Origin of the sequence: Micromonospora parva (assembly GCF_040649675.1) — a bacterium.
Classification (GTDB): Bacteria; Actinomycetota; Actinomycetes; order Mycobacteriales; family Micromonosporaceae; genus Micromonospora; species Micromonospora parva.
This window is the reverse complement of record NZ_JBEZFX010000004.1, coordinates 466,719-486,951: the sequence shown is the minus strand read 5'-3', so window position 1 is coordinate 486,951 and position 20,233 is coordinate 466,719. Positions and strand designations below refer to the sequence as shown.

The window sequence follows — 20,233 nt, the reverse complement described above, 5'->3', positions numbered from 1 at the left end:
CCCATGACTGTCCCGGTTGGGTCACGGCCCGCTCATCCGCTGCACCGGCGCACGCTGCCGAACGGCCTGCGCGTGGTGCTCCTGCCCCACTGGCCGACCCCCCGGTGCGCGGTGAGCGTCCACTACGGCACCGGCTTCCGGGCCGAGTCGCCGGGCAGCGAGGGGATCGCCCACCTCGTCGAGCACCTGATGTTCCGGGGCAGCGAGAGCCTGCCGGACGGGCGGTTCTACGACGACCTGCACCCGCTCGGCGGTACGGCCAACGGCACCACGCACGCCGACTACACCGACTACTTCCAGGTGGTGCCGGCCGCGGCGCTGGAACAGGCGCTGTTCCGGGAGGCGGACCGGATGCGCGCGCCGCGGTTCACCGACGCCGAGCTGGCCAGTCAGCTCGTCGAGGTGGGCCGCGAGATCGAGAGCATGCGGGACAGTCGGCTGTACGGCAAGCTGCCGTGGCCGGGCCTGCCCGAGGTGATGTTCCGGTCGTTCGCCAACGCCCACGACGGGTACGGCGACGTGGCCAGGCTGCGAACGTTGACGGTCGACGACTGCGCCGCCTTCTTCGACGCGCACTACGTACCCGCGAACGCGGTTCTCACGATCGTGACCCCGCACCCGGCGGCGGCGGTCTGGCCGCTGGTGGAGCGGCACTTCGCGGGCGTGCCCGCCCGGCCGGCGGACCCGCCGCCGTGGATCGCCGAGCCACCGCCGGACTCCGACCGGCAGGTCCGTCAGCGGGTCCCCGACGCGACGCGGACCGCGCTGGCGCTCGGCTACCGACTGCCTGATCCGCTGCGGGAGCTGCCGGACTACGTGGCGTGCATGGTGCTGGGCTGGATGACCACCCGGTGGCGGCCGCCGCGCTCCGGCGTACGCGCCAGCGCCGGCTGCGGCTTCTTCGGGCCGCTCGACGCGTTGGCACCGGATGCCTTCGTGGTGACCGCCGTGCTGCCGGACGACGTGACGCCGGACGGCTTCGTCGCCGACCTGGCGGCCGAGTGGTCGGGCCTCGGCGATCCGGCGCGGGCCGGGGCCGGAGTGCGCCGGGCGGTTGCCGAACTGGCCGGGCAGCACCGCCGGCGGCATGCCCGGCTGGAGGAGCGCTGCCGCGCGCTGGGCCGCTTCGAGCTGCTGTTCGGTCGGGCGGAGCTGGTCGACGACCTGCCCCGCCTGATCGCGGACACCTCGGCTGAGCGGGTGTCCCGGGCCGCTGCGGCGCTTGCCGCCGCGCCGAGCGCGCTGCTCGTCGCCGGCCCGCACGGGGAGGATCGGCCCATCCGGCGGCCGGACTCCGCAGCGGTCGGGGCGCCGGGCCGGCGTCCGGGCCGGGCCCGGCGCACCGCCGCGCAGCTCGGTTCCAGCCCTGGCGGGCCGCGCCAGCTGCCCGAGCTGGGCGCGGCCGTCCCGCCGACGCTGACCGGGTCGCGGGAGATCAGCCTCGGCAATGGTCTGCGGGTCATCGCGATCCCCGATCGCCGGGCCGAGCTGGTGGAGCTGCGGTTGCGGCTACCGCTCGGGCCGGACGGCTGGCGTGATCCGCGGCGGGCCGCCGAGCTGCTGCGGGTCCTCGGCGCGCACACCGACGCGGCCCGGCGGGTCGCCGCCATCGGCGGTGAGGTGCAGCTGGCGCAGGACGGCCAGTGGGCCGACCTGAGCGCGTGGGCGCCGGTCGCGCAGTTGCCGGCGCTGCTGCGCGTGGTGGCCGACGTGCTGGTTCCGGGGCCGCTGCCCGAGTGGCGACCGCTGCCGCCGGCCCGGCCCGTGCCGGTCGCCCCACAGCAGCGGATGGACGAGGCGCTGCGCCGGCACTGGGCCGGTCGGACCGGGCCGGCAGCGGTCGACCCGAGCGCGCTGCACCGGCGGGTGTTCCGACCGCAGCACGCCACGCTGGTCATCGTCGGCGCCGCCGACGCCGAGGTGCTCCTCGCCCCGGTCGCCGACGTCCTGGGCGGCTGGCCGGCCGGGCCCGCTGCCCGACCGGCACCGGACGATCCCGGGCCGCAGCTGCTGCTGTTGCGGGAGGCGGCCGGCGACACCGTCCATCTCACGCTCTCCGGGCGTGAGCCCGAGGTCGGGTCGGCGGAGCCCGCCCGGTATCTGACCACCGCGCTGCTGGGCGGGCACACCTCCGCCCGGCTGGCCGAGCGGTGTCGTCGCCTGGGCCACCCCGATGTCATGGTGGCGCGTCGCGACGTGCTGGCCGGGTACCGGCGGGCGTCCGTGCGGCTGGCAGTGCCGCGGGGCCGGATCGGCGAGGCGGTGGCGGGGGTCCGTGCGGAGGTTGCCGCGCTGATCGCCGAGCCGCCGTCGCAGGAGGAGCTGGCGGCCGTGCGCCGGTACTGCTCGGCGCAGTTGCTGTCGGCCTTCGACTCACCGGCGGGGCTGGCGGACGCGCTGCGGCACACCACGGCCTCGGGGCGCGGACTGGACTGGGTGGTGCGACGGCCCGAGCTGCTGCGTACGCCACGACCCGTGGACGTGTCCGCCGCCGCCCGGGACCTCTTCGGCGCGCTGAGTCACACCGTCGTGCTGGGTGACCCGCCCGCCGACTTTTCGACCTATCGACTTGCCGCTGTGGAAAGTCGAGCCTAGACTTTCCATTATGGAAACAGGAGGAATCATGAACCGGATAGGCCCGCAGGAAGCGCGCCAGGCACTGGTCCAGGTCGCCGGTGGCCGCGAGATCATCGCCGACCGGGCCGTCGCGCCCTGGTGGTACCACCTGGGTATCGGCCTGTCCCTGCTGTGGGCGTTCGCGGCGGTCTCCATCGGCTGGGCGTGGATCCCGTACGGCGTGATCATCGGTCTGCTGGTCGGGCCACTGCTGTTCAACCTCGCGGCCAACCACGTCACCGGCATCTCACTGGACCGCTACCACGCGACCCCCGGCGCCCGCCGGATCAGCGTCCGCGCCGGTGCGGCGCTGCCCGTGCTGATCGTGCTCGGGCTCGCCCTCGAATGGGGTGCCGACCTGCGCGGCAGCATGGCGGTCTGCGGCGTCGTCATGCTCGTCATCACGATCGTCGCCGGCCGTCGCATCGACGCGGCGCTCGTACGTGACCTGGGCCGGCGGGCATGAGGTCCGGCTTCGACGAGGTCATCCACCCGCTCAACCGACTGCAGATCTGCGCCATGCTCAGCCGCGTCGAGTCGCTGTCGTTCTCGACCATCCGCGACGCCCTGGCGGTCAGCGACTCGGTGCTCAGCAAGCAGCTCAAAGTGTTGCAGGAAGCCGGTTACGTGACAGTGCGCAAGGAGTCATTCAATTCTCGAATCCACGCTTGGGTGGCGCTCACACCGCTCGGTAGAACTGTCTTCACCGCGCACATGGCCGAGCTTCGCCGAGTCGCCGACAGCGTGGTGACCGACGACCGCCCCCGTCCGTAGCGACCCGATCGTTCGCACCGGCGGCGGCCAACCTGGAAGAGGGGGGAACGACCGTGACGCCAGCCCACTCGCCGCCCGGAGCCCACATCGCCTTCATGTCCGTGCCGCTGCACGGTCACGTGAACCCCATGCTCGGCGTGGTGGCGGAGCTCGTCGGCCGGGGGCACCGCGTCACCTTCGCCACCGCACCCGCCTTCGGTGCGCTGGTCGAGGAGGCGGGCGCCACACTGGTGCCGTACACCTCGACGTTCCCGTCGCCCGGCACCCCCGGGCGCGGATGGCTCGCCACCGACGACGACGGCCGGCAGGCCGCCGCGGTCTTCGCCCGCGAACGCGACGTCGCGCTGCCGCAGGTCGCGGCGGCGTACCAGGGCGACCGCCCGGACCTGATCGTGTACGACACCGTCACCGCCCACGCACCGCTGCTGGCGAGGCACTGGCGGGTGCCGGAGGTGCAGTTCTCACCGACCCACGTCTTCTACTCCGGCAGCGAGGAGCAGATCGGCGCCCCCGTGCGGGTCGCCCCCGACGTCAAGCCGTGCGTGGTGGCGATGCCGCGATCGTTGCAGGTCAACGCCGCGCAGGTGGACGACTCGTACCTCTTCGTCGGCCCGGTGCCGTGGCGTCGACGCACCGACGGTGACTGGACCGCCCCGCCGGGCCGCCCGGTGGCCCTGGTCTCGCTCGGCACCACGTACAACACCCGGCCCGGTGTCTTCGCCGACTGCGCGGCGGCATTGGCCGGCGACGGCTGGCACGTGGTGATCGCCACCGGCACCACAGTCGATCCGGCCGCGCTGGGCGACCTCCCGGCCGGCGTCGAGGTGCACCGCTGGGTGCCGCAGGTGCGGGTGCTGGAACAGGCCGGCGTCTTCGTGACCGCCGGCGGCACCGGAAGCGTCCTCGAAGGGCTCACCCAGGGCGTGCCGCTGGTGGTGGTCCCGCAGGGCGTCGAGCAGTTCGTGACCGCCGCCCGCGTCGAGGCCCTGGGCGTCGGCCGGGTCGTCCCGCCCCGGGCCTTCGACGCGGAAGCCGTGCGCGACGCGGTGCGGGCCGTCACGACCAGCCCCGAAACCCGGGTACGGCTCGACGAACTGCGCGCCGAGATCGCCGCCGCCGGTGGTGCCCGCGCCGCCGCCGACCACATCGAACTGCACCTGCCCCTGGCCGGGGCAACCCCTGTCGAGAAAGGACGCGCGGCATGACGAGCACTCTCACCGCACCGGATCCGGTCCGGACCGCCCCCGCGGAGCCGCCGCCCGTGGTGCGGGTAAGCGGGCTGCGGATGAGCTACGGCACCCAGCAGGTGCTGCGTGGCATCGACTTCACCATCACCCAAGGCCAGATCGTCGCCCTGCTCGGGCCCAACGGCGCCGGCAAGAGCACCACCATCGAGATCCTGGAAGGCTTCCGGCTCCGGTCCGCCGGTGAGGTCAGCGTGCTCGGCGTCGACCCCGCCCGTGGCGACGAGGCGTGGCGGGCCCGGCTCGGCATCGTCCTGCAGTCCTGGCGTGACCACGGCAAGTGGCGGGTCCGGGAGCTGCTGTCGCACTTCGGCTCCTTCTACCGGCCGTACGCGACCGACGGCGTGACCCGGCCCTGGGATGTCGACGAGCTGCTGGCCGCCGTCGGGCTGACCGAGCAGGCCGACAAGCCGATCGCCGCGCTCTCCGGCGGGCAGCGCCGCCGCCTCGACATCGCCGTCGGCATCGTCGGCCGGCCCGAGGTCCTCTTCCTGGACGAGCCCACCGTCGGCTTCGACCCGCAGGCTCGGCAGGAGTTCCACGAGTTGCTCCGAACCCTGGCCGACGCCCGGATGACGATCCTGCTGACCACCCACGACCTGCACGAGGCCGAGAAGTTGGCCGACCAGGTGCTGATCCTGGCCGGCGGTCGGATCGCCGCCCGGGGGACCGTCGCCGAGCTGGCCCGCGAGTTCGGCGGGGAGGCCGAGGTGACCTGGACCAGCGGCGGCCGGGCGCACAGCGCCCGTACCGCCGATGTCTCCGCGTTCGTGCGGCAGCTGATCCAGGATGGCGCAGAGGTCGACGACCTGCGGGTGCACCGGGCCGGTCTGGAGGAGATCTACCTGTCCATGGTGGCGGGCGAGGAGGCGAAACGATGAACGTGACGGGCAACGCCGTACGGCAGGGCCTGAGTCGTGGCGGCACCGAGCTCCGTCAGGTGCTCAGCAACGGCCAGGACCTCGGCAGCAACCTGGTGTGGCTGATCGGCCTGCTGGCACCGATCTACTTCCTGCGCGACAACATGCTCGCCGGCACCGACGTGTCGGTGGCGGCCTTCGTCCTGCCCAGCCTGCTCAGCATGTGCATCGGCTTCAACGGCCTGCTCAACCTGGCGCAGCAACTCGTCGTCGAACGCGAGGACGGCACGCTGCTGCGACTCAAGGCGCTGCCGCACGGGATGGTGTCGTACCTGATCGGCAAGGTGCTGCTGGTCGCCGGCATGGTCCTGGTCGCCTGGGTCGCGGTGCTCGGCACCGGCGCGCTGCTCGTCGACGGTCTGCACCTCGGCGAGGCCGGGCGGTGGCTCACCCTGCTCTGGCTGCTGCCGCTGGGCCTGCTGGCGATGCTGCCCCTCGGCGCGGTCTTCGGCTCGCTGATCGAGAGCCCGCGCAGCATCGGTCTGATCATGCTGCCGGTCTTCGCCCTCGCCACCATCTCCGGCATCTTCCACCCGATCGCCGGTTTCCCGACCTGGTTGCAGGTCGTCGCGCAGGTGTTCCCGCTGTACTGGCTGGGGTTGGCGGCCCGGTCCGCGCTGCTGCCGGAGAGCGCCCTCGCCGCCGAGATCGGCGAGTCGTGGCGGCACTGGGAGACGGTGGCGGTGCTCGGCGGCTGGGCGGTGCTGGGCATGCTGGCCGCGCCGGTGGTGCTGCGCCTGATGGCCCGCCGCGAGTCCGGTTCCACGATGGCCGCCCGCCGCGACCGCGCCCTGAGCCGCCGCGCGGCCTGACCCTGATCCACCCGTAGCTGTTCGATGTTCATCCGATCCCACCGAGGAGAGTGCTCATGTCCCGACTGGCCGAAGACCTTGTCCTGCTGCTGCTCGACGACGAGAGCGGGCGCAGCACCGTCGACCTCGGCCGCCGGTACCGGGCGGTCGGCAGTGCCGTGCTGCTCGACCTGGTGCGGGCCGGTCGCATCTCGATCCCCGCGTCGGACGACGCCCGGGAGGCCCGGGTGGTGGTCTCCGACGGCACCCCGACCGGCGACCCCGCCCTGGACACCGCGCTGGCGAAGCTGGGGGAGAAGCCGACCAAGGTCGGCTGGGCCGCCGAGAACCTCGGGCACGACTGCTGGAAGCCGCTGCTGGAGCTGCTCACCGCCGACGGCGCGATCCGGGTCGAGGAGAATCGCGTGCTCGGCCTGGTGAAGACCCGCAGCTTCCCGACCGCTGACGGTTCGCGGGAGCGGGAGATCCGGGCCGGGATCGACGCGGCCCTCAACGGCGCGCGGCCCGACGAGGAGACCGCCGTGCTGATCACGATCCTGCACGGCATCGGCGCGGTCCCCGGTGCCCGGGACGAGGCGACCCGGCAGCGGGCCGCCGAGATCGCCCGGACCGCCTGGGCGTCCGGCCCGCTGCGGGACGCCTTCCACGGGCTGGACACGGCACAGCTCCTGATCCTGTTCGCCGCGAGCTGACCGCCGTGTCACCCGCCGCCGACCTGGTCCTCGTCGTCGACCACCAGCTGCCGACACCCGACCGCGACTCCGGTTCGTTGCGCCTGCAACGCGTCATCGACGAGCTGCTCGCCCTGGGGCGTCAGGTCGTGTTCCTTCCGCAGAACGGGACGGCCGAGCGGCAGTACGCGGACCGGTTGCGGGCGGCCGGCGTCGGTGTCATCACCGACCGGAGGCAGCAGGTCCGGTTCCTCGCCGACCAGGGGCACCGGATCGGCCTGGCGCTGCTCTGCCGGCCCGAGCCGGCGGTGCAGATGCTGGCGCGGGTGCGCGACGCCGCGCCGGGCTGCCTCGTCGCGTACGACACGGTCGATGTGCACTTTCGTCGACTCGACCGGCAGGCGGCGCTGGCCGCCGCGCAGGGCAGCCCGGACCGGTACGCGCTGCGGGCCCGAGCCGACAGCATGCGGGCGGTGGAGTTGCTGCTGACCCGGGAATGCGACGTGACGCTGGTGGTCTCCGACGAGGAGCGTCACCTGCTGCGGGAGTTGGTGCCCGACGCGTGGGTCGAGGTGCTGTCGAACATCCACCGGCCGGCGCGGACCACTGCGCAGCGGGCGTCGACGCCGAGGGTGCTCTTCGTCGGCAACTATCTGCACGAGCCGAACGTCGACGCGGCCCGCTGGCTGTGTACCGAGATCATGCCGCTGGTCTGGGCCGAGATGCCAGAGGTGACGGTAGATCTGGTCGGTGACGCGGCGCCGCCGGCGGTCAGGGCCATGGCCGGTGACCGGGTCACCGTGCACGGCTGGGTGCCCGATCTGGCACCGATGTACCGGCAGGCCCGGGTGGCGGTCGCACCGCTGCGCTACGGCGCCGGCGTCAAGGGCAAGGTGGGTGAGGCGATCGAGTACGGCGTACCGGTGGTGGGCACACCGATCGCCTTCGAGGGCATGGGCCTGGTGGCTGGCGTCGACGTCCTGGGCGGGGAGACCGCCGCGGAGCTGGCCGGCGAGTTGGTCCGGTTGCTCCGCGACGACGAGCTGGCCGGACGCCTCGCCGCGACGGCCGGAGCGGGGCTGTCGGCCCGGTTCGACGCCCGGGTGGCCCGGGGGGTGCTGGACCGGTTGCTGAACCGCTCACCTGCCGGTGCCGCACCGCGCCAGGCGTCGTCGCCCGGTGTCGATTCGAAATCTTCAATAGCGACTTGTCGGACTGCGTCGGTTTCGGTGGGATAGAGGGGAGCAGGCGCGACCCGCCCGGAGGTGTCCAGTCGGACCCCGTCGGGCAGGTAGCCGGGGCCAGTCATATACCGGAGTCATCACCTCCGGGCCGTGACGGGTCCCGGCCCCCGCGAGCACCTTCCCCCGGGGTTGCTCGCGGGGGCGTTCACCGCCCCCGCTCCCGTACCCCGGTATGGTCCCGGCAGAATTCAGCGCGGGCCATTCGGCGGAGGCGATGCGTCGGCGTGCTCGGCGTATTCTGCTCCCTGGTCCAGCGTCGGACCGCGTCGTATTGGATTACGGAAAGGCACACGAGGTAGTCGCATGGCCACGCAGATTGCTCAGCCCGACTTCGGGCGACGGCTGCGACGCCTCCGCACCGAACGCGGAATGTCCCAACGGGACCTTGCCGTGGGTGCGGTCAACCAGTCCTACATCTCGCTGCTCGAGTCCGGCACCCGGGTGCCGACGCTGGAGGTCGTCGCCCACCTGGTCGGTGTCCTCGGCGTACCGATGGCGGCCCTGGTCGACGACGCCGCCCTGGACCCGGCGCCCGCGCCGACGCCGGGGCCGCGACCGTCCGACGACGGTGCGCGACCGCCAGTGGAGGCCGCCCGGCTCGCCCAGGAACTGGTCACCAGCAGCGCCATCGAACAGGGCGATCTGGTCCGCGCCGAGCAGGGGCTGACCAGCGCCTACCGTGCCGCCCGGGAAGCCGGCGAGGCGGCGTCGATGCTGAGCCACGGCCTGGCCCTGGAACGAATCCTGGAGCAGCGCAACGACCGGGTCGCCCGACACGCGCTGCTTGAGGAACTCGTCGAGGTCGCCGAGAAGACCGGCGTCCCGGAGGCGCTCGTGCGCGCCCGCATCGCGCTGATCGGGGCGGCCCGTGACGTGGGCCGCCTCGACGAGGCCTTCACCCACATCGAGCTCGCCGAGCAGGAGATCACCAGCACCGCGTTCGTCCGTGGCAGCGAGCACATTCGCCTGTACGCGGTGCACATCTCGGTGCTGAGCGACGCCGGCGGCGGGGCCGAGGTGATCCGGATCGTCGAGCGGATGATGGCGATGGCGCTGGAGCTGGACAGCCCCGCCATCACCGGTCGCGCGCACTGGGTGGCGAGCATCGCGATGGCCCGGATGGGCGAGGTCGAGCGGTCGCTGGAGCACCTGCGCTCGGCACGGGAGATGCTGGCCAACCCCACCACCTCGCTGCGGGACTGGGCGCGGTTCGCCGCCGCGGCGGTGTCCGCGCTGATGGACGCCGAAGCCGACCTGTCGGAGATCACCGCGCACATGGTCGCCGCCCGCGCCGCCATGTCCGCCGCCGATCTCGCCACCTCACCGTCCGCCGCCGCCAGCCTGGAGGTCCGGTACGCGGTGGCTGTCGGCGAGCCGGAGCGGGCGCTGGAGATCGCCAGCACCGTCGACGAGGCCGACCTGTCGGCCATCGAGCGGGTGCGTTTCGTCCTGGCCGTCGGCCGGGCCCAGCGCCGCTGCGGGCGGTCCGAGGAAGCCGCCGGCTCGTTGCGCCGGGCGGCTCAGCTCGCCGAGGCGGCTTCGGCGTACCGGCGGGCGGTCCAGATCTGGCGTGAGGTGGATGACGCCCCGGCGTCCTGAGCCGGGTCCGTGAACAAGCGGTGGGCACATGAAGAAGCCCTCCAGCACCGTCAGGTGATGGAGGGCGCGAAGCCGGCCGCGGCTCCCTCGCTGCCGCGACCGGCTGATCGAGCGTCGTCGTTCACCAGGGCCAGTCGGCCGACGCCGGGGCCGCGAGCTCCGGCGCGTCGGCGACCGCGACGACGCCGGTCTGAGACGTGTCGGTAGCGGCCTCGTCGGTGGCCTCCGAGCCGGCGAGCGCGATCGCGGCGAACGCGATCGCCGGCATCACCAGGCGGCGAACGAGGCGGGAGTCGTCAGTGGCGGCGGCTGCGGTGTGCTTCGTCATGCCTCTATGTCTAGTGGCTCGCGTCGCGCCGGTGGAGTCTGGTTCGAATTTTTTGGAGCCAGGCTGATCGGGGGTGGCGTAAGGCAGCCGGCTGCCCTTAAAATCGCGCGCCGCCCCGCCTGCGGCTGGGCTGCTCTTTCAAGAGTTCGATATGGCGTTGCCCGCCCCGTCACCCGATGGCTGAGATTGCTTCGGCGAGAGCACGGCAATGTGATCGGTAACCTGCCGCATCATTTCCGCCGCGCCGCTTCCCGAACCATCGATCGGTATTCGGAGGCAATTCATGTCCCTGTCAGGAAAAGTCCGCCGGGTGGTCACCGCGACCGTACTGATGACTGCCGCCGCGGTCTCCGTCGCCGCGCCCGCGCTCGCCCGCCCGTCCGCCACCACGTCCGTGCTGCCCCTGGCGTGGCAGGTGGCCTATGACGGTGCCACGGCGAGCGGCACCCAGACCGTCCAGCAGGACCCGCTGGGCGTCGGCCAGAAGCGTACGGTCAAGGGCATCATCACGACCGGCACCGCCACCGGCTGCTTCCACGTGCAGATCCAGCACGGCGGCACCACCTGGGAGTCGCCGGTGACGTGCGCCGGCGAGAGCCCGCAGTCGTTCGTCACGACCTTCCAGACCTTCCTGATCGGTCGGCCCTCCGCCACCGCCCGGCTGTGCGCGGGCACCGCCTGCGGCGCTTCGACGACGCTCTGGTGACCAGTGCCGGGTGCGCCGCCGCGGCCCGCTGGTCGAGGTCGGGTGTGGGCGGCACCGACAAGCGGTAATCACGAGGACCTCCGGTCGAGGTGGGACTGCCACCTGCGACGGAGGTCCTCGTCGTCGTGCGGGACGACCGACCGCCAACGGCGGTCCTCGTCCGATCCAGTCATCGGGTATGACTCACTCTCCTGTAGCGCATGACTCTGATGGAGTCACCACACGTTGGCTGTGTACTTCCTGAAAGCTGCTCTGACCGGGCACGATGCGGCTGGGACTTCCGCCGGACGGTATTGACCGGCATGACGAAAGTCATTACTCTGATGACTGCCTGGTGATGACAAGCCAAGCGGAGCCAGTCGATATTCGGGGGTATCAGGTGAACGAGCGCGAACTACAGGCCTTCGTCGCGGTGGCCGAGCACGGACGGATGGACATGGCGGCCCGGGCCCTGGGCTACTCGCAGCCCGCAGTGAGTTACCAGATCAAGTGCCTGGAGATGACCCTCGGCACGAAGCTGTTCGTCCGTACTTCCGCCGGCGTCACGCTGACCCGCTCCGGCGCGTTGATGCTGCCGTCCGTCCAGGCCGTCCTCACGCTCATGCGCGGCATCAAGGCCACGACCGCCGATCTGGCGCTCGCCGGTTGACGTTCCCTCCCGAACCCCGGGGCCTCGGACCTGCCGAGAACCCGGGGTTCGTTCGCGTCCACGTACTCCTCGCCGTCCGTGGCAACCACCGAGGTCGCGCTGCTGATCGGCTTAGGATGAGGGCATGGGCGCTGAGGTCGACGTCGTCATCATCGGCGGCGGCCTGGCCGGCCTCGCCGCCGCCCGCCGACTGCACCGCGCCGGCGTGCCCTGGCGGCTGGTGGAGGCCAGCGGCCGACTCGGCGGTCGAGTCGCCACCGACGTGATCGACGGTCACCTCATCGACCGGGGTTTCCAGGTGCTCAACACCGCCTACCCCCGGCTCGGCACGCTGCTCGACACCGGCCAGCTCAACCTCGGCTACTTCACCTCCGGTGTGCTGGTCCGCAAGGGCGACAACCTGCTGCGGCTGGTCAACCCAGTGCGCGAACCGACCGGCGGGCCCGGCACCGCGCTCGCCGGGGTCGGCTCGCTGTTCGACCGGCTGCGCTTCGCCGCGCTCGCCACCGGCTGCGCCACCCTGCCCACGTCCCGGCTGCTCGCCGCGCCGGAGACCAGCACCGAGACGGCGTTACGCCGCGCCGGCCTCTCCGACGCCTTCATCGAGGAACTGCTGCGACCGTTCCTCTCCGGTGTCTTCATCGACCGGGAGCTGTCCACCTCCAGCCGCGTACTGGCAATGGTGCTGCGCTCCTTCGCCCGCGGCCGGATCGGCCTGCCCGCCGAAGGGATGGCCGCGCTGCCACTGGCCATCGCCGCGCCGCTACCCGCCGACCTGCTCGACCTGGACACCCCCGTCGCGGAGGTCGCTCCGGGCCGGGTCCGCACCCAGGCCGGCGACATCCGCTGCCGGGCCGTCGTGGTCGCCGTCGACCCACCCGCCGCGTCCGCGCTGCTGCCGACCCTGGCGACGGTACGCATGCACAGCTACACCACCTACTACCACAGCGCGCCCGAGCCGCCCCTCACCGAGCCGATCCTGCTCGTCGACGGCGGCCGGCGCGAACTCGTCGCCAACACCGTGGTGCTCAGCAACGCCGCCCCCACATACGCGCCGACCGGACGACACCTGATCGCCACCTCGGTGGTCGGCCCGACGGCCCCACCCGAGCCGACCATCCGGGCCGAGCTGACCCGGCTGTACGGCCGCTCCACCGCCGACTGGACCCACCTCACCACCGTCGCCGTCCCCGAGGCGCTACCCGCCGCACCACCACCGCAGGGCAAACTGCGCAAGCCGGTGGCGTTGGGGGAGGGCCTGTTCGTGGCCGGTGATCACCGGGACAGTCCATCGATCCAGGGCGCTCTCACCAGCGGCTGGCGCGCCGCCGGCGCCGTGCTGGACGAGCTGCGTGCCGGCTGACAGGCGTACCTGAGCACGCTGTTATATTCCTGTTGCCCATCGTGCTGGCGCAGGCGTGGGCGCCGGCCGGCGCGGTGCTGGCTGCTGACCGCCGAGCGGGATAAGATCCGGCGCGGTGTTCGGGGCGGTAGCTCAGCCGGTTAGAGCAGGGGACTCATAATCCCTCGGTCGCGGGTTCGAGTCCCGCCCGCCCCACCAGCCGTCCCCCCGGTCAGCCATGCCGCCGACGACCCGGAAAACCACCGTCAGTGCCGGCCTTCAGGTCTCGCCAGGAGCGTGCCCGAGATCCCCCCGGTGGCCCGGAGAACGATTTGCTGGGCTGCCTGGGCGGGCGTGAGGTGCGTGGTGTCAACGACCTCGGCCTCGGCATGCAGCCAGGTGCGGGCCGCCTCGGCGTAGGGCTCAAGGTATTTGAGGCGGAACGGGGAGGGGACGGGGTGTTCCCCCTCGATACGCCTACGGAGGGTGTCCTGGTCGGCGTGGAGGACGAAGTGCCTCACCGGTATGGCGTGCTGCGCGAGGCCTCCTCTGATCTCGCGCCAGTACTGCTCGACCAGGACGGTCATCGGCATCACCAGAGTGCCGCCGGTGTAGTCGAGCACGCGGTGGGCGGTCTCGACGACGAGCTGCCGCCACGGCGGCCAGTGCTGGAAGTTGTCCGTCGCGGGCAGCCCCGGCGTGATGTCCATGAGTGTCTCGCCGACCTTCTCGGCGTCGAACACCCGTGAATTCGGGACCAGTTGTTGCACGAGCGCGCTGGTCGTCGTCTTGCCCGCGCCGTGGGTGCCGTTGATCCATACGATCACGGCGCACCCTAACGCGCATGAGCAACCGGGCGGCGTTATGGACGCGATCCTGAGTCGGGACGATCCCCGAGTTCGGACAGAAAGGCGCGAACGGCGGCGGCGAACTGTGCCTGAGCGTCGTGATGCACCACGTGACCCGCGGGCAGCTCGGCAAGACGAGCCTGGCCGGCGCGACGGGCGATCATCTCGCGAGCGTGGTCCGCCGCCAGTTCATCGCTGCGCGTACCACGGATCAGGAGAGTAGGGCAGCTCACCGAAACCCAGTCCTTCCAGTGGTCACCGCTGAGTGCCTGCTGGGACGCGACCGTGTCGCCGATGTCGAATGAGAAGCCCCATCCGTCCGTGAACTGGCGGAAGGAACACTCCAGGTAGGGCGCCGCCGCGCCCAGTGCCGAGGTCAGCGCATCGCGCGACGGCGCGTGGCGGGGGAGGCTGGTCGTGAACGACCAATCAACGTCCACGTCCGCGCCGATGTCCTCGACGATCAGCGCGGTGACCCGGTCCGCGTACCGCCCGGCGTACTGGTAGGCGTTGACTCCGCCAAGTGAGTGGCCCAGCACCGCCACGGGGCCGACCTGCAGGTGCCGGTGGAACGCGGCGAGGTCGGCGACATAATCGTCACGCGCATAGCTCTCGGCACGGTCCGACGCTCCGTGCCCGCGCTGATCGAGCGCGATCACCCGCCACTGCGGTGCCAACGCCTCAGCCAGCGGCGCGAATGCCGACGCCTCGTTGTAGTGCCCGTGAAGAGCCAGGAGGGGAGCACCCGGGCCACCGAAGTCCAGATAGGAAAGAGTCCGACTCCCAACGGTGAAGAACCTACGCATGACCTGGGATGTTAGACCCGTGGTTCCCCGCGCGTCGGGAGCGGTGTGGGGGTCCGAGTCCCGCCCGCCACACCACGGAATCGCCCAGACAGTCGACCCTCCAGCGTCAGCGCGTCCGGTTGACGGAGGAGACCCTCGGGTCCACGGAGTAGCGGCGGACGACGTCGGCGGCGTCGCCAGCGGTGGCACCGGGATCGAACAGCACCTCCAGGCACGGTGCCTGCGGCCCTTCGGACCCGAAGCCTGCTACCACGCCGTCGGGGTCGAAGCGGTGGCTCTCGCGCACCAGTTCGTCAGCGGATTCCCCCTGCCGCACGCACACCACCGCTTCGGGCTGACCACCACCCCAGGCCAGTGCCGGAGCTGACACGCCGACGGTGAGCACCACTGCCGACCCCACGCCGATCACTGTCATCCGGCCAAGCCCCGGCCGGCTGGTCGGCGAGACCACCGCCACCAGTGCGGACAGCACGTACACCCAGAGCGCCCGCTTGTCGGCCGAGTCGTGCAGACCCAACGCGACGACGCCGGCTCCGACGGTCTGTGCGGCCAGGCTGACCAGCCGGAACCTCGGCGAGTCGACCAGCGCCGCCGGTATCGCGGCAAGCGCACCAAGCAGCAGGAGAAGCACGACAAGCCCGTACGCACTCCATTCACGGCGCGCGTCCAGGGCGAGCAACACCAGTGCCACCACGTGTCCGCAGACGACAAGCGGGGGGCGGAGGTACGCCAGCAACCGTGCGACCATCGGACGACCATACGTGATGTGACCCACTGTGACAGGGATTCGCATCCAGTTCGCGGGCCGTCGACGGACGGTGGGGGAGCGATGTGAGACGAGAACCAGCAGACCTGGCCCACGGCACCCGCGACGACCTGATCCACCGCCTGGCTGAGGCGGTCGGGTCCGTGACCGTCGCGCACCCGACGCGGGTCGCCGTCGACGGACCACCCGCCGCCGGCAAGACCACCCTCGCCGACGAACTGGCCGTCGTCCTGCGCGACCAGGGCCGCGACGTCATCCGCGCCTCGATCGACGACTTGCTCTTCCCCCGAGCACAACGCTATCCGCGCGGCGAGTACTCGGCCGAAGGCTGCTACCACGACACCCACGACAACGACGCGCTGAAAAGGGTCCTGCTCGACCCGCTCGGGCCGGGCGGAGATCGGCGCTTCCAACACGCGGTCTACGACCGCGCCGCGGACGCTGTGCTGTCCCCGCCGGTCACGACCGCCCCACCCGACGCCGTGCTCGTCTTCGACGGCGTCTTCCTCCTGCGCGCGGAGTTGGTCGATCGGTGGGACCTGCGCATCTTCGTGTCCACGGCACTGGAGAAGACAGTGGATCGTGCCGTCATCCGGGAGCGGCTGGTGTCACCTCGGGCCGACGTCGAACGACGCTGGCGCGAGCGTTACATCCCTTCTCAGCAGCTCTACTTCGCTACGGCCTGCCCGACCCAGCACGCCGACATCGTCGTGCACAACGACGAGCCGCAGCGACCGGTCTGGGAGACCGCCCGCCGAGAAGATCCGTTCACCGAAACCCCGGGCGGCCGGTGAGGGAGTCGCGGCTACGAGTGATCCGAGGCCGGGTGCTCCACGTAGTCGCCAAACGGCTCGACGGACCCATCCCACCCGTTCCAACCTCGCTGGGTCACCTGCCCGTCCGCGTAGGTGTACGACCAGCGGGCCCCGTCCTCACCCTCGATCTCCACGGTGCCCTCGCTAACGAACGGTGCAATCGCGACGTAGAAGGCGGTTGCCCGGTCCGACCACTTGGGATCGCCCTCGTCGTCGTGCCCGAACTCGATCCAGTCCCCGTCGCGGACGATGGAGGCGCGGGCCGCCTCCGCGAGGTCGACCAGCGTGCCATCGGACGGAAACCCGTCCGGCCCGTACCAGTCACCTCGTTCAGCCAGCGCGGCCTGGACGGCGATGGCCGCGGCGGCGTCCTCCGACTCCGGGAGGTGCAGACGGCCTGACGGTGACACTGTGTATCCCACGGCGGGCACCCTACAACGGTCGATGCACACCACGCCGCAGGCGTTCGCTGCCGTCGATGCGACCGACGCGCGCCACCGTCACCACCCCCGGAGCAATTCACGCGGTGGCGCACGGCTTCACTTCAGCACGCGGTAGGTCACGTGCAGCACCGAACTCGCCGCCCGCGCCGTCACCTGTTCGAGGTTCAGTGGCGGAACACCCTCGAACAGCCGTACGCCGGTGCCGAGGGTGAGCGGCGCGATGTGCAGCCGCAGCTCGTCGACCAGACCGGCGGCGAGGTACTGGTTGATGGTGGTCGAGCCGCCGTGGATCAGGACGTCGCCGTCGCCGGCCGCCGCGCGCGCCTGCGCGAGCGCCGACTCGATCCCGTCCGTGACGAAGTGGAAGGTGGTGCCGCCCTCCATCGGCTGCGGCTCACGCGCGTGATGGGTGAGCACGAACACCGGCTTGTGGAACGGCGGATCGTCACCCCACCAGCCGTTCCACTGCCGGTCCCACGCGCCGCGCACCGGGCCGAACATGTTGCGCCCCATGATGACCGCTGAGGCGGCTCTGGTCTGGTCGAGTTCGGCCCGGTTCTCGTCGGCGGCGTCGAACATCCAGGAGTGCAGCCCCGCGCCCCAGCCGTCACCGCCGTCGTCGCCGAACGGGCGTTCCTCGGTCTGGTTGTGACCGGCCGAGTACCCGTCGGCGGAGATGGTCTGGTCGGCGATCACCTTGCCGCTGCGTGTGGTCACTGCGCTCTCCATCGACGACTCAGGGGCGAGTGGTCAGCCTACGACGCGTGGGCCGAGTGCTGCCGGGCTCGACAGCGGATCGTGTCCAGTGCGCGACGAACAGACCGAGCTCGCTGGGCTCAGGAATAGCCTGACCTGGTGATCTCAATGGCTGGCACTGGCGTGCGCGTCAGGCTGCTCGGGCCGGTGGAGGTGGTCGTCGCCGGCAGTCCGCAGGCGGTGAACGGCCTGCGCCGCAAGGCGGTGCTGGCGACGTTGGCGCTGCACGTGGGCCGGGTGGTCAGCGTCGACCGGCTCATCGATGTGGTCTGGGGCGACCACCTGCCGGCCACCGCGGCGAACACGTTGCAGCGTCACGTCTCCTATCTGCGCGGGGTGCTCGGCGAGCCGGGATCGATCGTGGCGCGCCAGCCCGGTTACCTGCTCGACACCGGGCCGGACTCCACCGACGTGCAGGTCGCCGAACGCCTCATCGAGCTGGCCCGGCGGTCGACGGACGGCCACGAGCAGGTGAAGCACCTGACGGCGGCGGTGGCGCTGTGGCGGGGTCCACCGTTGGCCGACGTGGCCGGGTCGGCGTGGCTTGAGGAGCAGGCGGAACACCTGGCACGCCTGCGGTTGGAGGCCGAACGGTCGCTCGTCGAGGCCCGGTTGTCCGTCGGCGAGCACGCGGGGCTCCTTCCCGGGTTGGAACGGCTCGTCCGACAGCACCCCTTCGACGAGCACCTGCACGCTCAGCTGATGCTCGCCCTGTACCGCGACGGCCGGCAGGGCGAGGCGGTCGCCGCGTACCGACGGCTGCGCGACAACCTGCGGGAGCACCTCGGCATCGACCCGGGTCCGCGACTGCGGGACCTGGAGTGCGCCATCCTGCGCCAGGACACCGCCATCGCCGCGCCCGCACCCGCCGCTGCCGCTGTGGCGCCGGTGGCGGCGCAGCTGCCTCCTCCCGTACCGACGTTCACCGGGCGCACCGCGGAGCTGGCCGCCCTCGACGCGCTCGTCGAGCGGGGCGGTGCCGTCGTGGTCTCCGGGACCGCCGGCGTCGGCAAGACAGCGCTCGCCGTGCACTGGGCGCACCGCGCGGCCACACGCTTTCCCGACGGGCAGCTCTACGTCAACCTGCGGGGTTTCGACCCGGCGGCCACACCGACCGACCCGGCGCGGGCGTTGCACGGCTTCCTGGAGGCGCTCGGTGTTCCGGCGGCACGGATGCCCGGCGACCCGGACGCGATGGTGAGCTTGTACCGCACGACGCTCGCGGGCAAGCGCCTGTTGGTGGTGTTGGACAACGCGCGCGACGCCGAACAGGTCCGGCCGCTGCTGCCCGGCTCACCGCACTGCCTCGCGATCGTCACCAGCCGCGACCAGCTCATCCCGCTGGTCGTCACCGAAAGCGCCCAGCCGGTGCCCCTCGATCTGCTGAGCCCTGGCGAGGCCCGCGACATGCTGGTCCGTCGGCTCGGCGAGCGTCAGGTCGCCGCCGAACCCGCGGCGGCCGACGACATCGCCGACCGCTGCGCGCGGCTACCCATCGCCCTGGCCATCGTGGCGGCCAGAGCCGCCACCAACCGGCAGTTCTCGTTGGCCGCCGTCGCCGGTGAGCTGGGCGACCTGGACGCCTTCCACGCGGGTGACGAGGCCACCGACGTCCGGGCGGTCTTCTCCTGGTCGTGCCGGACGCTCAGCCCACCCGCTGCCCGACTGTTCCGGTTGCTGAGCCTGCATCCCGGCCCGGACGTGTCCGCCCCGGCCGTGGCAAGCCTGGCCGGCGCTGACGGGCCGGCGATCGGTCCGCTGCTCACCGAGCTGACCCGGGCGAATCTCTTCACCGAGCACACGTACGGGCGTTACGCGTTCCACGACCTGCTGCGCGCGTACGCGGCCAGCCTCGCCGACGAGGCGGAGCCGCCGGCCGAGCAGCGGGCCGCCGTGCACCGGCTGCTCGACCACTGCCTGCACACCGCGCACGCCGCCGACCTCGCACTGCACCCGCACTTCAGCGCGATCAGTCTCCCGCCGCCCCGCGCGGGCGTGCTGCCGGAACGACCCCGGAACCGGTCGGCCGCCGGGGCGTGGTTCAGCACCGAGGTTCCCGTCCTGCTCGCCGCGGTGCCGCTCGCGGCGCGGTCCGGGTTCGAGGGGCACGCCTGGCGGCTCGCCTGGGCCATGGCCGGCTTCCTGCACCGGCAGGGGCACTGGCAGGACTGGCTGGGCACGCAACGGATCGCGCTGGCCGCCGCGTCCCGCATCGGGGATCAGGCCGGGCAGGGCCACGCGCACCGCAGCCTTGGTCTCGCCTGCTCCCGGCTCCGACGGTACGACGAGGCCGACGACCACCTGCGGCGGGCGCTCGACCTGTTCACCGACGTCGGCGACGACGCCGGACGAGCACACACCTGCCTGAACCTTGGTCAGCTGGCGGAGCGGCAGGGCCAGCACCAGCAGGCGCTCACCCACTCCCGGCGGGCGCTGGCCCTGTTCCGGTCGGCGGGGAACCGGGCGGGTCAGGGCTACACCCTCAACGCGGTCGGTTGGCAGGAGGCGCTGCTCGGCAACTACCACAGCGCCCTTGCCTCGTGCGGTGAGGCGCTGCGGATGTTGCAGGAGGTGGACGACGTCCAGGGGCAGGCCGACACCTGGGACAGCCTCGGCCACGCCCACCACCAGCTCGGTGACGACCGGCGGGCGATCGCCTGCTACGAGCACGCCCTCGAACTCTTCACGCAGGTCCACGACCGGTACGCCGAGGCGAGCACGTACGTCAACCTCGGCGGCAGCCACCGGGCGCTCGGTGACCTCGGTGCCACCCGTGCCGCCTGGCGGCGGGCCCTGACCATCCTCGACGAACTCGGCGATGCCGACGCCGACTCGATCCGCGCCAACCTCGACCAGCTCGACGCGAGTCGACTGCACTGACGTACCCCGCTTTC

General features: G+C 71.9%; 20 protein-coding genes and 1 tRNA gene. 15 read left to right on the top strand and 6 right to left on the bottom strand.

What is annotated here, in order from left to right; genetic code table 11:
• Positions 1–3 precede the first annotated feature (3 nt).
• The 9 genes from AB0C03_RS13520 (at position 4) to AB0C03_RS13480 (ending at position 9,880) form a co-directional block, all read left to right on the top strand.
• Positions 4–2,595 carry a M16 family metallopeptidase gene (locus AB0C03_RS13520; RefSeq protein WP_357636765.1) on the top strand — a complete coding sequence of 864 codons (2,592 nt, stop codon included), beginning with the start codon at positions 4–6 and terminating at the stop codon, positions 2,593–2,595.
• A 10-nt stretch (positions 2,596–2,605) separates the two neighbouring features.
• Complete coding sequence (locus tag AB0C03_RS13515; protein ID WP_357636762.1) at positions 2,606–3,082, top strand: hypothetical protein; 477 nt, start codon at positions 2,606–2,608, stop codon at positions 3,080–3,082.
• Complete coding sequence (locus AB0C03_RS13510) at positions 3,079–3,390, top strand: transcriptional regulator (protein WP_030330380.1); 312 nt, start codon at positions 3,079–3,081, stop codon at positions 3,388–3,390. Before AB0C03_RS13515 ends, AB0C03_RS13510 begins: the two co-directional genes overlap by 4 nt.
• A 53-nt stretch (positions 3,391–3,443) precedes the next feature.
• Positions 3,444–4,595, top strand: coding sequence for a nucleotide disphospho-sugar-binding domain-containing protein (locus AB0C03_RS13505; RefSeq protein WP_357636759.1), 1,152 nt, complete (start codon positions 3,444–3,446; stop codon positions 4,593–4,595).
• A complete protein-coding gene (locus AB0C03_RS13500) occupies positions 4,592–5,515 on the top strand; it encodes an ABC transporter ATP-binding protein (RefSeq protein WP_030330378.1) in 924 nt (307 codons plus the stop codon). Before AB0C03_RS13505 ends, AB0C03_RS13500 begins: the two co-directional genes overlap by 4 nt.
• A complete protein-coding gene (locus tag AB0C03_RS13495; protein ID WP_030330377.1) occupies positions 5,512–6,366 on the top strand; it encodes an ABC transporter permease in 855 nt (284 codons plus the stop codon). The genes AB0C03_RS13500 and AB0C03_RS13495 overlap by 4 nt, the downstream gene beginning before the upstream one ends.
• A gap of 56 nt (positions 6,367–6,422) precedes the next feature.
• Positions 6,423–7,058 (top strand): GOLPH3/VPS74 family protein, encoded by a 636-nt coding sequence (locus AB0C03_RS13490; protein ID WP_210865400.1) that lies wholly within the window; start codon positions 6,423–6,425, stop codon positions 7,056–7,058.
• Between the two features lie 5 nt (positions 7,059–7,063).
• The gene (locus AB0C03_RS13485) at positions 7,064–8,275 is read left to right on the top strand and encodes a glycosyltransferase (RefSeq protein ID WP_357636754.1); all 1,212 of its coding nucleotides are present in this window, start codon (positions 7,064–7,066) and stop codon (positions 8,273–8,275) included.
• A 309-nt stretch (positions 8,276–8,584) separates the two neighbouring features.
• On the top strand, positions 8,585–9,880 hold the full coding sequence (locus AB0C03_RS13480; protein WP_081883761.1) for a helix-turn-helix domain-containing protein: 1,296 nt from the start codon (positions 8,585–8,587) through the stop codon (positions 9,878–9,880).
• A 121-nt stretch (positions 9,881–10,001) separates the two neighbouring features.
• On the opposite strand, the gene AB0C03_RS13475 is transcribed toward AB0C03_RS13480, so the two are convergent.
• Positions 10,002–10,208 carry a hypothetical protein gene (locus AB0C03_RS13475; RefSeq protein ID WP_030330373.1) on the bottom strand — a complete coding sequence of 69 codons (207 nt, stop codon included), beginning with the start codon at positions 10,206–10,208 and terminating at the stop codon, positions 10,002–10,004.
• Between the two features lie 283 nt (positions 10,209–10,491).
• Between AB0C03_RS13475 and AB0C03_RS13470 the strand changes: the two genes are divergently transcribed.
• The 4 genes from AB0C03_RS13470 (at position 10,492) to AB0C03_RS13455 (ending at position 13,124) form a co-directional block, all read left to right on the top strand.
• Positions 10,492–10,914 carry a hypothetical protein gene (locus AB0C03_RS13470; RefSeq protein ID WP_156057403.1) on the top strand — a complete coding sequence of 141 codons (423 nt, stop codon included), beginning with the start codon at positions 10,492–10,494 and terminating at the stop codon, positions 10,912–10,914.
• A 379-nt stretch (positions 10,915–11,293) separates the two neighbouring features.
• Positions 11,294–11,563: a LysR family transcriptional regulator gene (locus AB0C03_RS13465; protein WP_030330371.1), complete on the top strand. Its 270-nt coding sequence runs from the start codon at positions 11,294–11,296 to the stop codon at positions 11,561–11,563.
• Positions 11,564–11,687: 124 nt separating this feature from the next.
• The gene (locus tag AB0C03_RS13460) at positions 11,688–12,926 is read left to right on the top strand and encodes an FAD-dependent oxidoreductase (RefSeq protein ID WP_357636749.1); all 1,239 of its coding nucleotides are present in this window, start codon (positions 11,688–11,690) and stop codon (positions 12,924–12,926) included.
• A 121-nt stretch (positions 12,927–13,047) separates the two neighbouring features.
• Positions 13,048–13,124 (top strand) — tRNA-Ile (locus AB0C03_RS13455).
• 47 nt (positions 13,125–13,171) lie between these two features.
• Here AB0C03_RS13455 and AB0C03_RS13450 read toward each other — a convergent pair.
• From AB0C03_RS13450 to AB0C03_RS13440, 3 genes are all read right to left on the bottom strand, one after another.
• The gene (locus AB0C03_RS13450) at positions 13,172–13,732 is read right to left on the bottom strand and encodes an AAA family ATPase (protein ID WP_357636746.1); all 561 of its coding nucleotides are present in this window, start codon (positions 13,730–13,732) and stop codon (positions 13,172–13,174) included.
• Between the two features lie 35 nt (positions 13,733–13,767).
• Positions 13,768–14,559, bottom strand: a complete 792-nt coding sequence (locus tag AB0C03_RS13445) for an alpha/beta fold hydrolase (RefSeq protein ID WP_357636743.1) — start codon at positions 14,557–14,559, stop codon at positions 13,768–13,770.
• Between the two features lie 106 nt (positions 14,560–14,665).
• A complete protein-coding gene (locus tag AB0C03_RS13440; RefSeq protein ID WP_030330367.1) occupies positions 14,666–15,307 on the bottom strand; it encodes a hypothetical protein in 642 nt (213 codons plus the stop codon).
• Positions 15,308–15,411: 104 nt separating this feature from the next.
• Here AB0C03_RS13440 and AB0C03_RS13435 point away from each other — a divergent pair, with 104 nt between their 5' ends.
• Positions 15,412–16,119, top strand: a complete 708-nt coding sequence (locus tag AB0C03_RS13435; RefSeq protein WP_357636849.1) for a cytidylate kinase family protein — start codon at positions 15,412–15,414, stop codon at positions 16,117–16,119.
• Positions 16,120–16,130: 11 nt separating this feature from the next.
• On the opposite strand, the gene AB0C03_RS13430 is transcribed toward AB0C03_RS13435, so the two are convergent.
• Positions 16,131–16,562, bottom strand: a complete 432-nt coding sequence (locus tag AB0C03_RS13430; protein WP_357636740.1) for a hypothetical protein — start codon at positions 16,560–16,562, stop codon at positions 16,131–16,133.
• 117 nt (positions 16,563–16,679) lie between these two features.
• Complete coding sequence (locus AB0C03_RS13425; protein ID WP_357636737.1) at positions 16,680–17,300, bottom strand: dihydrofolate reductase family protein; 621 nt, start codon at positions 17,298–17,300, stop codon at positions 16,680–16,682.
• A 147-nt stretch (positions 17,301–17,447) separates the two neighbouring features.
• On the opposite strand from AB0C03_RS13425, the gene AB0C03_RS13420 reads away from it, so the two are divergent.
• Positions 17,448–20,219 (top strand): AfsR/SARP family transcriptional regulator, encoded by a 2,772-nt coding sequence (locus AB0C03_RS13420; protein ID WP_210865459.1) that lies wholly within the window; start codon positions 17,448–17,450, stop codon positions 20,217–20,219.
• Positions 20,220–20,233 lie beyond the last annotated feature (14 nt).

Coding starts and splice junctions, on each gene's coding strand:
- AB0C03_RS13520 (WP_357636765.1), top strand. CDS start 4: ATGACTGTCCCGGTTGGGTCACGGCCCGCTCATCCGCTGCACCGGCGC.
- AB0C03_RS13515 (WP_357636762.1), top strand. CDS start 2,606: ATGGAAACAGGAGGAATCATGAACCGGATAGGCCCGCAGGAAGCGCGC.
- AB0C03_RS13510 (WP_030330380.1), top strand. CDS start 3,079: ATGAGGTCCGGCTTCGACGAGGTCATCCACCCGCTCAACCGACTGCAG.
- AB0C03_RS13500 (WP_030330378.1), top strand. CDS start 4,592: ATGACGAGCACTCTCACCGCACCGGATCCGGTCCGGACCGCCCCCGCG.
- AB0C03_RS13495 (WP_030330377.1), top strand. CDS start 5,512: ATGAACGTGACGGGCAACGCCGTACGGCAGGGCCTGAGTCGTGGCGGC.
- AB0C03_RS13490 (WP_210865400.1), top strand. CDS start 6,423: ATGTCCCGACTGGCCGAAGACCTTGTCCTGCTGCTGCTCGACGACGAG.
- AB0C03_RS13480 (WP_081883761.1), top strand. CDS start 8,585: ATGGCCACGCAGATTGCTCAGCCCGACTTCGGGCGACGGCTGCGACGC.
- AB0C03_RS13475 (WP_030330373.1), bottom strand. CDS start 10,208: ATGACGAAGCACACCGCAGCCGCCGCCACTGACGACTCCCGCCTCGTT.
- AB0C03_RS13470 (WP_156057403.1), top strand. CDS start 10,492: ATGTCCCTGTCAGGAAAAGTCCGCCGGGTGGTCACCGCGACCGTACTG.
- AB0C03_RS13460 (WP_357636749.1), top strand. CDS start 11,688: ATGGGCGCTGAGGTCGACGTCGTCATCATCGGCGGCGGCCTGGCCGGC.
- AB0C03_RS13445 (WP_357636743.1), bottom strand. CDS start 14,559: ATGCGTAGGTTCTTCACCGTTGGGAGTCGGACTCTTTCCTATCTGGAC.
- AB0C03_RS13440 (WP_030330367.1), bottom strand. CDS start 15,307: ATGGTCGCACGGTTGCTGGCGTACCTCCGCCCCCCGCTTGTCGTCTGC.
- AB0C03_RS13420 (WP_210865459.1), top strand. CDS start 17,448: ATGGCTGGCACTGGCGTGCGCGTCAGGCTGCTCGGGCCGGTGGAGGTG.